General features: G+C 70.7%; 14 protein-coding genes, 6 tRNA genes and 1 pseudogene. 8 read left to right on the forward strand and 13 right to left on the reverse strand.

What is annotated here, in order from left to right:
- Nucleotides 1–95: 95 nt before the first annotated feature.
- The 7 genes and pseudogenes from ACFW6B_RS29800 to ACFW6B_RS29830 form a co-directional block, all read right to left on the reverse strand.
- Nucleotides 96–1,763: pseudogene (locus ACFW6B_RS29800) on the reverse strand (Tat pathway signal sequence domain protein); the annotation flags it as partial.
- Between the two features lie 133 nt (nucleotides 1,764–1,896).
- Nucleotides 1,897–2,514, reverse strand: coding sequence for a hypothetical protein (locus ACFW6B_RS29805; RefSeq protein WP_386600751.1), 618 nt, complete (start codon nucleotides 2,512–2,514; stop codon nucleotides 1,897–1,899).
- Nucleotide 2,515: 1 nt separating this feature from the next.
- Entirely contained in the window at nucleotides 2,516–3,409 is an 894-nt protein-coding gene (locus ACFW6B_RS29810) for a carbohydrate ABC transporter permease (protein ID WP_386600753.1), read from the reverse strand.
- Nucleotides 3,406–4,362 (reverse strand): carbohydrate ABC transporter permease, encoded by a 957-nt coding sequence (locus ACFW6B_RS29815; RefSeq protein WP_386600755.1) that lies wholly within the window; start codon nucleotides 4,360–4,362, stop codon nucleotides 3,406–3,408. Before ACFW6B_RS29815 ends, ACFW6B_RS29810 begins: the two co-directional genes overlap by 4 nt.
- A gap of 11 nt (nucleotides 4,363–4,373) precedes the next feature.
- Nucleotides 4,374–5,663, reverse strand: coding sequence for an extracellular solute-binding protein (locus tag ACFW6B_RS29820; RefSeq protein ID WP_386600757.1), 1,290 nt, complete (start codon nucleotides 5,661–5,663; stop codon nucleotides 4,374–4,376).
- A 665-nt stretch (nucleotides 5,664–6,328) separates the two neighbouring features.
- Nucleotides 6,329–6,400, reverse strand: a tRNA-Val gene (locus ACFW6B_RS29825).
- Nucleotides 6,401–6,481: 81 nt separating this feature from the next.
- Entirely contained in the window at nucleotides 6,482–6,928 is a 447-nt protein-coding gene (locus ACFW6B_RS29830) for a TIGR02611 family protein (protein ID WP_386600759.1), read from the reverse strand.
- 191 nt (nucleotides 6,929–7,119) lie between these two features.
- On the opposite strand from ACFW6B_RS29830, the gene ACFW6B_RS29835 reads away from it, so the two are divergent.
- Nucleotides 7,120–7,533 carry an SsgA family sporulation/cell division regulator gene (locus ACFW6B_RS29835; RefSeq protein WP_003959770.1) on the forward strand — a complete coding sequence of 138 codons (414 nt, stop codon included), beginning with the start codon at nucleotides 7,120–7,122 and terminating at the stop codon, nucleotides 7,531–7,533.
- 356 nt (nucleotides 7,534–7,889) lie between these two features.
- Nucleotides 7,890–8,453, forward strand: a complete 564-nt coding sequence (locus ACFW6B_RS29840; protein WP_386600760.1) for a CGNR zinc finger domain-containing protein — start codon at nucleotides 7,890–7,892, stop codon at nucleotides 8,451–8,453.
- Nucleotides 8,454–8,569: 116 nt separating this feature from the next.
- Here ACFW6B_RS29840 and ACFW6B_RS29845 read toward each other — a convergent pair whose 3' ends face one another.
- Both ACFW6B_RS29845 and ACFW6B_RS29850 read right to left on the reverse strand, forming a co-directional pair.
- Nucleotides 8,570–8,722, reverse strand: a complete 153-nt coding sequence (locus ACFW6B_RS29845; protein ID WP_167455603.1) for a hypothetical protein — start codon at nucleotides 8,720–8,722, stop codon at nucleotides 8,570–8,572.
- Nucleotides 8,723–8,877: 155 nt separating this feature from the next.
- Nucleotides 8,878–9,324, reverse strand: coding sequence for a hypothetical protein (locus ACFW6B_RS29850; protein ID WP_386600762.1), 447 nt, complete (start codon nucleotides 9,322–9,324; stop codon nucleotides 8,878–8,880).
- Nucleotides 9,325–9,522: 198 nt separating this feature from the next.
- Here ACFW6B_RS29850 and ACFW6B_RS29855 point away from each other — a divergent pair, with 198 nt between their 5' ends.
- Complete coding sequence (locus ACFW6B_RS29855) at nucleotides 9,523–10,056, forward strand: DsbA family protein (RefSeq protein WP_386600764.1); 534 nt, start codon at nucleotides 9,523–9,525, stop codon at nucleotides 10,054–10,056.
- 253 nt (nucleotides 10,057–10,309) lie between these two features.
- Here ACFW6B_RS29855 and ACFW6B_RS29860 read toward each other — a convergent pair whose 3' ends face one another.
- From ACFW6B_RS29860 to ACFW6B_RS29870, 3 genes are all read right to left on the reverse strand, one after another.
- On the reverse strand, nucleotides 10,310–11,134 hold the full coding sequence (locus tag ACFW6B_RS29860; RefSeq protein ID WP_386600765.1) for a GNAT family N-acetyltransferase: 825 nt from the start codon (nucleotides 11,132–11,134) through the stop codon (nucleotides 10,310–10,312).
- A gap of 130 nt (nucleotides 11,135–11,264) precedes the next feature.
- The gene (locus ACFW6B_RS29865; RefSeq protein WP_386600767.1) at nucleotides 11,265–12,086 is read right to left on the reverse strand and encodes an aminotransferase class IV; all 822 of its coding nucleotides are present in this window, start codon (nucleotides 12,084–12,086) and stop codon (nucleotides 11,265–11,267) included.
- Between the two features lie 86 nt (nucleotides 12,087–12,172).
- A complete protein-coding gene (locus tag ACFW6B_RS29870) occupies nucleotides 12,173–13,219 on the reverse strand; it encodes a chorismate-binding protein (RefSeq protein WP_386600769.1) in 1,047 nt (348 codons plus the stop codon).
- Between the two features lie 156 nt (nucleotides 13,220–13,375).
- Between ACFW6B_RS29870 and ACFW6B_RS29875 the strand changes: the two genes are divergently transcribed.
- The 5 genes from ACFW6B_RS29875 (at nucleotide 13,376) to ACFW6B_RS29895 (ending at nucleotide 13,835) form a co-directional block, all read left to right on the forward strand.
- Nucleotides 13,376–13,448, forward strand: a tRNA-Gly gene (locus ACFW6B_RS29875).
- A gap of 37 nt (nucleotides 13,449–13,485) precedes the next feature.
- A tRNA-Cys gene (locus ACFW6B_RS29880) sits at nucleotides 13,486–13,559 on the forward strand.
- Between the two features lies 1 nt (nucleotide 13,560).
- A tRNA-Val gene (locus ACFW6B_RS29885) sits at nucleotides 13,561–13,632 on the forward strand.
- 19 nt (nucleotides 13,633–13,651) lie between these two features.
- Nucleotides 13,652–13,723: transfer RNA gene (locus tag ACFW6B_RS29890), tRNA-Val, on the forward strand.
- A 40-nt stretch (nucleotides 13,724–13,763) separates the two neighbouring features.
- Nucleotides 13,764–13,835, forward strand: a tRNA-Val gene (locus ACFW6B_RS29895).
- 161 nt (nucleotides 13,836–13,996) lie between these two features.
- Here the strand turns inward: ACFW6B_RS29895 and ACFW6B_RS29900 are convergent.
- Nucleotides 13,997–14,287 carry a zf-TFIIB domain-containing protein gene (locus ACFW6B_RS29900; protein WP_386600771.1) on the reverse strand — a complete coding sequence of 97 codons (291 nt, stop codon included), beginning with the start codon at nucleotides 14,285–14,287 and terminating at the stop codon, nucleotides 13,997–13,999.
- Between the last annotated feature and the right edge of the window lie 30 nt (nucleotides 14,288–14,317).

Here is a 14,317-nt window from a genome sequence, read left to right on the forward strand (position 1 = left end):
GCATGTGAGCGTGGGGCCAGGCCTCAGAACACTGGCCTGAGACAGCCCAGTTGTGACCGGGCTATCCACTTGAATGGTGCGACCTCGTGTCGCACCCAGAAGCCGTACCAACGGCGCATCTCCACCTGGTCCTTGTAGTAGGTGAAGAGGAAGTCGAGGTGGTCCTCGATCTTCGCCTTGGCCGGTGTCGAGCGGTCGGGCTCGGAGTAGAGCCCGGGACCGAAGACCTTCGCCTTGATCAACTGGCTTGGAGGGGCGGCGAGTTGTGGCAGCACGCGGACGGCGTCGATCTGCTCGGCGAGTCTCTCGGGCGTGGGGGTCGACTCGTTGGCCCAGAAGAGCAGTTCGGAGGTGCGGGCGATGCCGTACGGGGTGCCGAAGCCCGGTTCGTGGTCCTCGTAGGTGATGTTGAGGCCTTCGAGCTGTTCGGCGTACGTGTCCTGGCCCATGCCGTCGTGGTAGAAGCGCAGGTCCATGGGCCGCGCCTCGGGCGACCAGAGCCAGAGGGTGACCTCGGCCTCGTCGGTGTGGGCGCCGCGGACGTCGAGCTGGGCGGGGAACTTCTCCCAGAAGTCCCGCAGTCCGAAGGAGAGTCCGCCGCTCGGCCCGCCGACGTAGCCGAAGCCGGAGGCGCGCCGGCCACCGCCCGCCGCGATCCAGCCGTGCCCCTTCTTGGTGCGTTTGCGCAGGGTGAAGCCGTCTGCGGAGAGCTGGGAGAGGGTGTAGTCGCCCCACTGGGGGACGTACTGGAGCCGGGTGGTGACCCGTTGGTCCCAGGTGGAGGGGTCGGCGAGCTTCTCGCCCGCGAACTGGGCGGCCTGGACGGCGGCTCCGGGGTCGCGGCGCAGCCCGGTGACGCCCTGGACGGCCTCGCGGAGGAGCCCGGTCCCGTCGCCGCCGATCCGGACGTGCCGGTCGTAGGCGGCGTCCCGCATCGGCACGGTGAAGCGGACGCCGAGCCCGCGCACGAAGTCGCCGCTGCTCTTCCCGGGTTCCTGCTTCCCGTCGAAGGTGATCGTGTGCACCATGCGGAAGGAGTCGGCGCCCGCGTAGAAGTACAGGCGGACCGAGAAGGGCAGCCAACTCCTTTCGCCCCTGCGGTGCTTGCCGTCGATGCGGACGACGGCCCGCACCGGGCCGTCCTGTTCGACCTCGGCCGCGGAGATCGCGCTCTCGAAGCGCTCGGACTTCACGGCTCCCTGGTCCCCGTCCTCGATCTCGGGGCACCGGACGAGGACGAGGCGGCCGTCCCTGGCGATCTCGGTCGTGCCGCGCGTCACGGACCTGACCAGCGCGGAGCCGCTCCTGCCGATCTTCGCGGTGATGACCCCGGTCGAGACGGTGATGACCCCGCCGCTCGTACCGACGGTGACCTCCCGCTCCGGCGCGGCGGCCTCTCCCGCGGTCAGCGCAAGGGGACCGGCGTCCGAACTCGTCGCGTGGGCGGTCCACTTGAGGGAGCCGTCCGGCCAGTAGGCGATGGGCCAGGACTGCACGGGGACGGCCCGGCCGCCTGCGTCCGTGAGCGCGAACGTCTGGCCGGGCCGGTACGCACCCCTGGGCCAGGGCACGCCGACGGTGGAACCGGGGGCGGCGCCGAGGCCGCCGTCCTCCAGCCAGTCGAGGTTCACGGGGTCGGGTCCGGTGGCTTCCGCTCCGGGGGCGGCCTGCGCGTTCGCGGTTCCGAGGGTCCAGCCGAACTGGGCGGCGGCTCCGGCGACGGCGGCCGCCTTGAGCAGGGACCTGCGGGGGATGGGCGACATGGCCTTTCCTCTCCTTACGGGACGGTCAGGGGCATGACATTCAGGAGACGGCGGCCGACTGCGCGACGGAGCGGGGGCCGGACGTGCGCGGCGCCTGTCCGTCTCCTGGCGCTCCGGCCGCCGGAGGGCGTGCTCAGCGCCGCCGCGGGCGCTCCTCGACGGCGACGGCCGCCGCGGCCACGGCTCCCAGGACGGGAACCGCCAGCGGCGCGACGAGCAGAGCGGATCCGGCCACCACGGCCAGTCCGCCGACGAGCAGGAAGGACCCGGCGGGATCGAGGACGGTCCGGCGCCCGGCGTCCGCGAGCAGCCCGCGCCAGACCGCCCCCGGCTCCCAGACCGCGGCCGCGCGCAGCACCGCGACGACTCCCCCGGTCAGCGCGAGGAGCCCGACGGCCCCGACGGGCGGGCCTCCGGGGATTCCGGCGCGTACGGCCTGGACGTCGACCCACACCACGGCCGCCCCGGCCCATCCGGCGGCTCCGACGAGCAGGCCGCCCCGTACGGCGGCGCGGAAGTCTGCCGTGAACTCCCGCAGTCCGCCGCCCTCATGAGCCGTGCGCCGGCGCAGGTGGCGCGCGCCGGCCGCGAACGCGGCGGGAACGGTCACGAGCGGCAGCGAGGCCACCGCGATCCACACACCGGTCAGCAGACACTCCGCGAACACGGCGAACGGTTCGGCGAGGACGGACTCCCGGGGCGGCCTCCGGGCTCGTGCCCCGGCGCGGCCCCTCGGCTGCGTGACGGTCATGTCAGCCCTTCAGTCCCGAGGTCGCCATGCCGTCGATCAGGTACCGCTGGAAGGCGAGGAAGAAGAGGAGCACGGGCAGCAGCGCCACCAGCGACATCGCGATCATGCCGCCGTAGTTGGCGACGCCCTCCTGGTCGCGGAACATCATCATGCCGAGCGAGACCGTGTACTTGCCGGGCTCGTTGAGGTAGATCAGCGGGCCCATGAAGTCGTTCCAGGCGTTGATGAAGGTGAAGATGGCGCTGGTGATGAGGGCCGGGCGGCACAGCGGCAGCACGATCGACCAGTAGATCCGCGGATGGCCGCAGCCGTCGAGCCGCGCCGCCTCGTCCAGTTCGCGCGGCAGGTTCCGCATGAACTGCACCATGAGGAAGACGAAGAACGCCTCGGTGGCCAGGTACTTGCCGATCAGCAGCGGCACGTAGGTGTTGACCAGTCCCGCCTTCTGGAACATCACGTACTGCGGGATGAGCAGCACGTGGTACGGCAGCAGCAGGGTGCCGATCATCAGCGAGAACAGCACGTTCCGCCCGGCGAACCGGATCCTGGCGAAGGCGTACGCGGTCAGCGAGCAGGAGACCAGGATGCCGGCGACCGAACCGAGCGCGTAGAACAGGGAGTTCTCGAAGAAGGTGGTGATCGGGATGTCGGCGATCCCGTCGGTCAGCCCCGTGAAGTTGGCCAGGACCGGGTCGGACGGGAACAGTTCCAGGCTGCCGATGATCTCGCGGCCGGGCTTGAAGGAGGCGCCGAGGACCCAGAGCACGGGGTAGAGGACGACCGCGAGGACCAGCAGGGCTCCGACGTGCCAGGCGAGCGAGCCGGCGCGCCCCCGTGCGCGTACCGGGGTCCTCGCGGTGCCGGGACCGGGCACCTTGCCCGTGGCGGTGCTCATCGGGCGTCCCCCTCGTAGTGCACCCAGCGCTTCTGCGACCAGAAGAGGACGGCCGTCACCAGCGCGACGGCGAGGAGCAGCATCCAGGCCATGGCGGAGGCGAAGCCCATCTGGGACTCCCTGAAGCCCTTCTGGTAGAGGTAGCAGGTGTAGACGAGCGTGGCGTCGGCCGGACCGCAGGTGCTGTTGGAGACCACGTACGCCGAACCGAAGATCTGGAACGAGTGGATCGTCTCCAGGAGCACGTTGAAGAACAGGACCGGGGACAGCATGGGCAGCGTGATGCTCCAGAACCTGCGCAGCGGTCCCGCGCCGTCCACCTCCGCCGCCTCGTACAGTTCCTTCGGCACCTGTTTGAGTCCGGCCAGGAAGATGACCATGGGGGCGCCGAACTGCCAGACGGTGAGCGCCACCAGGCTGTAGAGCACCCACTCCGGGTCGCCGACCCAGCCTCCGGAGCGGAGGCCGAGGAAGGACTGCGTACGGTCCACTACGGCGTCGTCGGAGAACAGCGCGCGCCAGACGAAGCCGACCGAGACGCTCGCGCCGATCAGCGAGGGGGCGTAGAACGCGGCCCGGTAGAAGGCCTGGCCGCGGCGGCTCCGTGCGAGGAGCAGGGCCACCCCGAGCGCCAGCAGCAGTTTGAGCGGCGTACCGATGACGACGTACTCGGCCGTCACCTCGACGGACTTCTGCCACCGGGGGTCGTCGAACATGGCGGTGAAGTTGCCGAAGCCGATCCACCGCGGCGGGTCGAAGAGGTCGTAGTCGGTGAAGGCGAAGTAGAGGGAGGCGGCCATCGGGCCCGCGGTCAGGAGCAGGAAGCCCGCGATCCAGGGCGACATGAAGAGATAGCCGGCGAGGTTCTCCCCTCGTCGTCGGCGCCCGCCGGCGCCGGGGGCCGCGCGGGGTCCCGGTGCCGCGTCGGGCGGGGAGTCCTTGACGAGCGTCACGGCGGTTCCCATCAGACGGCGAGGGCGGTCTTCGCCTCGGAGAAGAACTGCTTCACCGCGTCGGAGACCTTGGTGGTGCCCTGCGACATGTCGCCGCCGATGCGCAGGAAGGCGGATTCGACGGTGTCGGCGCCTGCCGGATGCGGGGTGATCGCGCCCAGCACACCGGCCGCGGCCACGTCCTGCTCGTACCGCGCGATGGCCTTGCTGGGGGCGTCGGCGGGCTGGAACGCGTCGAACTGCTCGGTGGTGGAGAGAATCCCGCGGTCGTAACCCATGATCTTTCCGACTTCCGGGTCATGGACCATGAAATCGATGAACCGGGCGACTTCCTCGGGGTGTTTCGTGCGGGCGGACGCGCTGAGCATCAGCGAGGCGAGGTACTGGCCGGTCTGCTTGCCGTCGGTCGTCGGGATCGGCGCAAGACCGTAACTGCTGTCACCCTCGGCCGTATAACGGACCGTGAAGTTGTCCCACGTGAACTCGGAGGCCGCGTGGCCCGCCGAGAGGGACGACTTCGGCTTGTCCTGTTCGACCCGCTTGGGATCGGTGACGATGCCGGCCTTCACCCGGTTGTATCCGTCGGTCCACCACTCCGTCAGATCGGCCTCGTCGAAACCGAGTCCGTCCTCGGTGAAGAACGCCTTGCCGTTCTGCCGGAGGTAGAGGTCGTACAGGTACATGATGCTGAAGTAGCCGGTGTCGCCCGCCACTTTCTGCGTGTCGTGGATCCTCTTGAGCGCGGCGAAGTACTCGTCCCAGGTCCAGCCCCGCTTCGGCTCGATGCCCGCCTTCTCGAACACCTTCTCGTCGACGACAAGTGACATGGTGTTGGATCCGACGGGAATTCCGAGCTGTTTCCCGTCGACCTGCCCGACCTTCTCGACTCCGGCACGGAAGCCTTTCAGGCTGAGATTTCCGGCGTCTATCTGGGACTTGAGGTCGAGCAGGATCCCCCGCTTGTCGTACTTCCGCAGAAAACCGACGGCGTTCTGGAATACGTCCGGTGGATTTCCGCCCGCGGCCTGGGTCTGGAACTTCTCCCAGAAGGCCACGTAATCCTGGAAGTCCGTCTGCACCTTGATCTTCGGATACTTCTTCTCGAAGAGCGCGACGGACCGGTTGATCCGCTTCGCCCGCTCGTCCGCACCCCACCAGGCGTAACGGATCGTCACCGTCCCGTCCCCGGCGCCGCTTCCGCTGCCGCCGCAGCCCGTCGTCGCGGCCAGCCCCAGCGCGGCCGCCGAGGCTCCGGCCGCCTTGAGCACCGTACGCCTCTCGACACTCCCGTTGTTCCCCACTGCCGGCCTCCCCGCCACGTCGACGCCGCCTGCATGAATCGTTTCAAGTAAGCGCTTGCTGGCACAAGGTACGGAGGCGCCCCGGGCGCGTCAATGATTCGGGCAGGAATTGACGTACGACGCTCCGATCCCGCCGCGCCGTCTGCCGCACCCCTTCCTCCACGCCCGCGGGGAAGCACGCAGGCCCGGACCCTCGCGGTCGGCCCGCCGAACGCCCCGCGACCGACGGCGCGGATCGGGGGCGCGGCCGAAAACGCACTACCGCGACAGACGCCGACGGGGTGCCCACGTGCCCGAAGTAAACGGAGCGTGAGACCGGGGACTTCTTTCGCCCCCTCCGCCCCTACCCGACCCGAACCGGGGGCACCGCCCCCGCCCCCCGCTCCTCAAACGCCGGAAGGGCTGAAACTTTCCCGGCCGGGGCTGGAATCGTCACCACGATGCACCTGCAGCCGGCTATGCGCCGTCGAGGCCGTGCCGGTACATCGATGCCCGTCGCCACCGACGCCCACCTCTCGTCCAACGGCGACGGGCCGATGCGCCGGCACGGCCCCGACCCACCCACCGGAGCGACACCGCGACGGCCGGCACGGCGACCCCGCACCGACACAACGAGAACGGCCCTGGTCCACGATGTCGTGGACCAGGGCCGTCTTCCCTACGTGTGGGCGATACTGGGTTCGAACCAGTGACCTCTTCGGTGTGAACGAAGCGCTCTCCCGCTGAGCTAATCGCCCGGGCGCAGGAAGAACATTACCCCATGTCACGGGTTGCCTTCGACCATCCGAGGCGCCCCGGACGACGTCCGGACGGCCCCCTCACTCCGTGATGTTCCACGGCATCACGAGGCCGAACTTCCACAGGTACACCCCCACCAGCACGGCGACGATCACGAGACCGACCGTGGTGAGGATGATGTTCCGACGCCGGACCTTGGGATCGAGCGCCCGCTGCGCGGCCTCCGTGACCTTCCGCTTCGTCCAGCGCAGCACCAGCTGGGCCCAGACGAACTCGGTCGCCCAGATCGCCATGCCCCCGAAGATCACCAGCCACCCCGGCCCGGGCAGTGGAAGCATGACCACACCCGCGGCGACCACCGCGAGCCCGACGACGAAAACGCCCACCTGCCAGCTCACGTGCAGCGCGCGGCGCGCCTTGATGAAATGAGGCGCCCGGGAACCGAGCGCCCGCTCGCCGTCCGCACCGCCGTCCGCGCCGCCACCGGCCGTGGTGACCTCGCCCGACTCGTCACTCCCCGTATTCATACGACCAAACCCTACCCGAGAGAAACCAGTCACCGGAATGGCCCTATCCGGAGAAGGCGCCCTCGGCCGGATGAGTTACATAAAGACATGCAAAACCCTCAGAGGGGTTTACAACGGCACCGTAGGTGGCATGTCGATTTCGCCGACGTGCGAATCCCCGAGCGCACACTGAGCGAAAGGCCCTGGCGCTTATGAACACCACGGTCAGCTGCGAGCTGCACCTGCGCCTCGTTGTGTCGAGCGAGTCCTCACTGCCTGTACCCGCAGGACTGCGGTATGACACGGCCGATCCCTATGCCGTGCACGCCACCTTCCACACCGGAGCCGAGGAAACCGTCGAGTGGGTGTTCGCCCGCGACCTCCTCGCCGAGGGCCTGCATCGGCCCACCGGTACCGGCGACGTCCGAGTCTGGCCGTCCCGGAGCCACGGCCAGGGCGTCGTGTGCATCGCCCTCAGCTCCCCAGAGGGTGAAGCCCTGCTCGAAGCCCCCGCGCGGGCCCTGGAGTCATTCCTGAAGCGAACGGACGCAGCCGTGCCGCCGGGCACGGAGCACCGGCACTTCGATCTCGACACGGAGCTCTCACACATCCTGGCCGAGAGCTGACGCGTCACGACAGAGCCGCCCGGCGCCGTCCACTCGGGGAGACGGCTCGGGCCCAGACAATCGCATAGGGCAGGCGCCGGCGCCGCCACCGCGGAGGTATCGCGGTGGCGGCGCCGCCGCGCGCCCACCCGCACTCCCGGGCCCCCTCCCCTCCTTCGCACCCACGCCCCTGGGCCCCCTTCCCTTCTTCGCACCCGCACTCCCGGGCCACCACTCCCCTCCTTCGCACCCACCCTCCTGGGCCGCTCCCTCCCTTCTTCGCGCCCCACGCCCGTCTCGGCCGCGACGGGAAGCCACTACCATCGGCCAGCATCGGACGGGCGCCCTCGCCCGGCCCCCAGGCCAGGGAGCGAAACGTGCTGATCACCCACGACACCCGGTGCGCACTCGACGCCGTGGTGGATCTGGTGAACACCGCGCCGGAGGACGAGAGCGGGACGGCGGACGGACTCGCCGACGTGGCGTCCCTCGCCGATTTCGTACGAAAGCACAACATCAGCGATGTCGGGGTGCTGTCGGAGCGCGATCTCGCGGCCGTGCAGGACGTTCGCGGCCTGTTCGCCGGGATCTTCGCCGCCGATGACCCGCGGACCGCCGCCTCGCTCATCAACGAACTGGTCGCGGCCGCCGGCACCACGCCCCGGCTGACGGACCACGACGGCTATGACTGGCATGTCCACTACTTCGCGCCGGGGGCGTCGGTCGCCGACCACCTCGCGGCCGACTGCGGGATGGCGCTGGCCTTCTTCGTGGTCGCCGGAGAACAGGACCGGCTGCGGCGCTGCGAGGCCCCGGACTGCCGACGGGCCTTCGTCGACCTCTCCCGCAACCGCTCCCGCCGCTACTGCGACAGCCGCACCTGCGGGAACCGGCTCCATGTGGCCGCCTACCGGGCTCGCCGCAAGGAAGCCGCGGGCTGAGCGGGTCGCACCACCACGGGGAGGGCCGGCCGGGCCGCCCCGTGGACAGAGGGGTCCGGCCCCGTGCCGGACTGACGGAGCCCTCGGCGGGTGGCGCCAGGGGCTCCGTGTACAGCTCAGAGCAGCAGCAGGTCGTGCAGCGAAGCCATGAGCAGCAGACAGCCGATCACCGCAAGGAAGATCATCAGCGGCGGCTGGGAGAGCGCGAAGAGACAACCGCGCCGCTCCTCGGGCGGAGCAGCGGTGTCGCTCGTTGTTGTGTCCAGCATCTCGCGGGCGATGATGACGCAGAGTGCGCCTGCTTCGCGATCAACACGCCCGGAATATACGGGAGTTCGCTGGATCATGTGACGGGCGCGCTCGAACGTGAACGGTTCCGCGCGTTCCCTGCGTCACGCTTGTGATCTTGTGTCGCTTCTGCAGGTCATATGCCGTGCTTCTTCAGGATCGCCTCGATGTCGCTGAAGTCGTCCCCGGAACCCGTCGCCCGCGGTTCCGCCGTCGGCCGGGAGCCGGGGCCGGCGCCCGGGCCCAGCGACGGAGCCGAAGCCGTGGGAGCGGCCACTCCGCGCTGCGCGGCGGCCTTCGCCGCCTTGCGTTCCTTCCGGGTCCCACCGCCGCGCCGCTCCACGGCGCGGGTGATCATGAACAGCGCCCATGCGCCGCCGAGCACCGCGAAGCCGGCCCAGGCGGTCGGGCTGAACGCGGTGTCGGCGAGCCAGCCGACCACTCCGGTCATGACCAGACCGAGCGGCACCAGGGAGTAGGCGGCGATCCGGGCGGCGGCCAGGAAACGCTTGCGGTACGCCGTCACCGCGGCGATGCCCAGGCCGGCGACGGAGACGGCGGAGCAGACGGTCTCTGCGATCATTCCGGTCCTCCAGGCGTGGCTGGGTGCGGCATGTTCCTCGTCCCTTCCATCCTGCACCGCGGCCCGCCCGGTATGCCACGGTCCGGGCACACCTCAGGGACATCTCGGGGTCACCGTCCTCCTCAGGTCCCGGTGGAGCCCTCCATCGCCCGGCCGCCTGGTGGAACCTCCCTCCGGCCGGACTGGGAGACTGGTTCCATGAACGACTCCTCCGGCTCCTCCGCCACGCGCCCGGCCCCCGTCGTCCTGGACGTCTGGTGCGACCTCCAGTGCCCCGACTGCCGTAGCGCCCTCGCCGACCTGGACGCGCTGCGCGCCCGCTACGGCGACCGCCTGGAGCCGCGGCTTCGGCACTTCCCCCTGGAGAAGAACAAGCACGCCTTCGCCGCGGCGCAGGCCGCCGAGGAAGCCGCGGAGCAGGGCGCCGGCTGGTCGTACGTCGAGGCCGTGCTCGGTCGTGTCGAGGAACTGGACCGCAAGGGCGGCGAAGCCTTCCTGGTCGAGGTCGCACGGGAACTCGGCCTGGACGCCGAGGAGTTCGACACGGCCCTGATCGACGGGCGGCACATCCTGATCGTCGACGCCGACCAGGCCGAGGGCAAGGCGATCGGTGTCACCGGCACCCCCACGTACGTCATCGGCGGGGAGCGTCTGGACGGCGGCAAGAGCCAGGAGGGACTGCGCGAGCGGATCGAGGAGATCGCCGACCGGCTGCTCGCCGGCCAGGCCTGACCCACGCCGTCGCCGTGACGGCCCCGGGCCCGCACCGAACCACGGAGCCGGGCCCGTGCCGGGCAGTGGCCCGTGCCGAACGACGGGCCCGGCCCGGGCAGCGCCCTTTCCGGACCGGAGCCGTGCCCTGTCCAGGCCGGAACCGCGCCCTGTCCCGCGCCTCCCGGGGCCGGGACGAGACCCCGCCCCGGCCCCGGCAGTGCCCCGCCCCGGCCGGAGCCCCGTCCCGGCCGGGGCAGAGCCTCACTCCCGTCTACAGCAGCGTCTTGTACAGGTGGTACTCCGTCGTCTCGTAGCCGAGCGACTCGTAGAGCCGCTCGGCCGGGGTGTTCCCCGCGAAGACGTTGAGCGCGATCCGGTCCAGTCCGGCGGCCGTCGCCCTGGCCTCGGCGAGCCGCATGAGCGTCCGGCCGTGGCCGCGCCCGCGCCGGTCCGCGCGGACCCCGACGTCGTAGACGAAGGCGCGTGCGCCCCGGCGCCCCACCCAGAGATCGCCCACGGGGACGCCCTCGTGCTCCAGGACGCTCAGCCACATGTTCGCCGTGTCCGGGCCCTGCGGCAGTGCGCCGCCGAAGTCGCGGTCCGCCTTGGCGAGCGCCTCGGCCTCCGGCACGCCACGCCGGATCCAGTCCTCCGCGTACTGCCGTCTGCCCTCCCGGTCCCAGACCTCGAACTCGTCCCGCGTCATGGGACGGTCGGCGCTGCCGGGGGGAAGGACCGGCGCGGAGCCGTCGGGCGTCTTCTCCATGTTCCGGTTGCGCAGGACGTAACCGAGCATCCTCGTGAACCCCAGGGCCGCGGGGGCGTCACCGGGAACGGTCACCACGATCTGCCGGCAGCCCCACCCCCGCGCGACCTCCTCCGCCGCCAGCGCGGCCACGGTGCCCCGGCCCCGGCCGCGGTCCGGCTCGTCGACGCGGAGCTCGTGGATCCTGGCGGCGGGCGGGCCCGAGCCGGGTTCCGTGGCGAGGTGTACCCGGCCGACGGGACGGCTGTTCACGCACACCTGGTAGCGGCGCGAGAGGGTCCCGTCGGCGGCGCGGTGGAGCGGCTCGGTCGGCCGCAGGGTCGTCGTCATCAGGGGTGTTGTACCCGCTGACGACCGCGTCGGCAGCCGAATTTCCCGGCGGTCCCGGAAGCCTGGTCACCTGGCGGCCGCCGTCGGCCGGACCGGCCGACGGCGCGGGTTCCGGCGGCCGCCGGACCGGTCAGGGATCGAGGTCGTCCCCGGCCCGCTCGTCGAAGACGCGCATGGCCTTGGCGGTCACCGGGCCCGGCGCGCCCGGCAGTTCACGGGCGTCGACCCGGTGCACGGCCTGTACGTCGCGCAGCGTGGACGTCAGGAAGATCTCGTCGGCGCTCTCCAGGACGTCCAGCGGCAGGTCGGTCTCCTTGGCGCCGGTCCATTCGACCGCGAGGGCACGGGTGATGCCGGCGAGACAGCCGGAGGCGACCGGCGGGGTGTGGATCTCACCGTCGAGGACGACGAAGACGTTCGACCCGGTGCCCTCGCAGAGTCGGCCCACCGTGTTGGCGAACAGCGCCTCGGACGCGCCGTGTTCACGCGCGCGGGCCAGGGCGACGACGTTCTCGGCGTACGAGGTGGTCTTGAGACCGGTCAGGGCGCCGCGCTCGTTGCGGGTCCAGGGGACGGTGACGACGGCCGTGGAGTCGGGGCGCGGGTCGGAGGCGCCGAGCGCGACGACGAGGGTCGGACCGTGCTCTCCGCGGTCGGACCCGAGCGGGCCGTGACCGCCGGTGTAGGTGATGCGGAGCCGGCCGAGCGGCATCGGGTTGGCCTCGAGGACGGCGGCACAGGCGCGGCGCACCTCGTCGGCGTCGGGCTCGGGCAGACCGAGGCCGCGTGCCGAGCGGGCCAGCCGGTCGAGGTGACGGGTCAGCGCGAAGGGCCGGCCGTCGACCGCCTTCACGGTCTCGAAGATGCCGTCACCCACGGTCAGTCCGTGGTCGAAGACGGAGACACGGGCGGCCTCGATGTCCTGCAGCCCGCCGTCGAGCCAAAGCTTCACTGGTCCCTACCTCGCATGTGAGTGTGCCGGGTGTGTCGTCCGGCACGGCGTTCCGGCCCGGTCCCCGCGCCGTCCCCGAAACCGGGTCAGTCGGAGAGGGGCCCGTCACCCGCGTCGTACGTTCCCGACGCTACCGCGAGCAGCCGGGACGCCTTCAGCTCGGTCTCCCGCCACTCCCCCTCGGGGTCGGATCCCCAGGTGATGCCCGCCCCCGTGCCGAAGCGCAGGACGCCGTCGGCGCGGTCGATCCAGAAGGTGCGGATGCCGACGGCCAGCTCTCCGGTGCCGCGGTCGGCGTCGACCCAGCCGATGCCTCCGCAGTACGGGCCGCGCGGCGCGGTCTCCAGGGCGTCGATGATCCGCAGGGCGCTGGACTTCGGCGCGCCGGTGACGGAGCCGGGCGGGAAGGCCGCGGCGAGGAGCTCGGGCCAGCCGACGTCCTCGCGCAGTTCCCCGCTGACGGTGGAGACGAGGTGCACGAGCCCGGGGTGCTTCTCGACGACGCACAGGTCGGGCACGGTCACGGTGCCGGTGGCGCAGACCTGGCCGATGTCATTGCGGACGAGGTCCACGATCATCACGTTCTCGGCGTAGTCCTTGTCCAGGAGGTCCGCCTCGGTGCGCCCGGTGCCCTTGATCGGCCCCGACTCGACGCCGCGGCCCGCGCGGCGCACGAAGAGCTCCGGGGAGGCGGTGGCTATCTCGACGCCGTGGTCCGGCAGCCGAATCGTTCCGGCGTACGGGGCCGGGTTGCCGCGCGCCAGCAGAGCGGTGAGCGCGTCGACGTCGGCGTCGGCCGGGACGGGCGCGAAGAGCACGCGGCAGAGGTTCGCCTGGTAGACCTCGCCGGCCGCGATGTGCTCCCGGATGCGCCGTACGCCGGCGGTGTACGCGGCGCGGTCGAGGGAGGACGTCCAGTCACCGGCCGACGGTCCGTGCCACCGTCCGGGCACCGGGGCGGGCACCGGCTCCTCTCGTACGTCGCGGAAGCGGGCGCAGGTCAGACGCCCTTCGAAGTCGGCCGAGACGGCCCAGAAGCCGCTCGAGTCGAGGGCCGCGGGATCGCTGGTGACATCGAGGAGACCGGTGGCGACGAGGCCGCCGAAGCGGGCCAGAGGAGGGAGGTCGAGCACGCAGACGAGTCTAGGACGGGCGTCCGGTGAACGCCCTGGCCATGTCCTCGGGGGGACAGACCGCAGCACGCTGCACAAACGCGTTTTTGTACTGGCCCGGGAATCCGCTAGAGTTCAACACGTCGCCGGGACGCGCAAGCGAAACGGAAACGACAAGCGGACGTAGCTCAGTTGGTAGAGCGCAACCTTGCCAAGGTTGAGGTCGCCAGTTCGAACCTGGTCGTCCGCTCGCAGGAAGTGGGGGATCTTCCCGAACCCGCACTCCTGGTGGAGTGGCCGAGAGGCGAGGCAACGGCCTGCAAAGCCGTCTACACGGGTTCAAATCCCGTCTCCACCTCCAAGGACGATTAGCTCAGCGGGAGAGCGCTTCCCTGACACGGAAGAGGTCACTGGTTCAATCCCAGTATCGTCCACCGGTCCGCAAGGATCCCCGCGCGATTAGCTCAGCGGGAGAGCGCTTCCCTGACACGGAAGAGGTCACTGGTTCAATCCCAGTATCGCGCACGCAGTACCAGCAGTAAGCGTGGCTCCGGCCGCGTGACCTGCGCGATTAGCTCAGCGGGAGAGCGCTTCCCTGACACGGAAGAGGTCACTGGTTCAATCCCAGTATCGCGCACAAGCAAGCCCCCGGTCGTCTCGGCGACCGGGGGCTTCGTCGTACCCGGCTTCCGTGGACCGGCCCGCGTGGGCTCGGACACACGGGGACCCCGACACGCCGAAGGGAATCCGGACACGCCGAAGGGGCCCCTCCGTTCGGAAGGGCCCCTTCGGGGTGGTTCAGGAGGAGAAGAGCATGTGACCGAAGCTCTTGTGACGGTGGTGGCCGCCGTGGCCGCCGTAGTGACCGCCGTGCTGCGGGGCGCCCCATGCGGGGGCCGGCGCGGACGGGTACGCCTGCGGGGCGCCCGGGGGCGGCGGCGCGGGCTGGGACCACTGCGCCTCCACGCGGGTCAGCGCCTCCAGCTCGCCGTAGTCGAGAAAGATCCCGCGGCAGCCGCTGCACTGCTCGATCTGGACACCGTTGCGGGTGTACGTGTGCATCGGCGCATGACATTTCGGACACTGCATGCTCGGCTCAACTCCTCGCCGGTCGATACT

Source organism: Streptomyces sp. NPDC058751, assembly GCF_042746485.1.
Classification (GTDB): domain Bacteria; phylum Actinomycetota; class Actinomycetes; order Streptomycetales; family Streptomycetaceae; genus Streptomyces.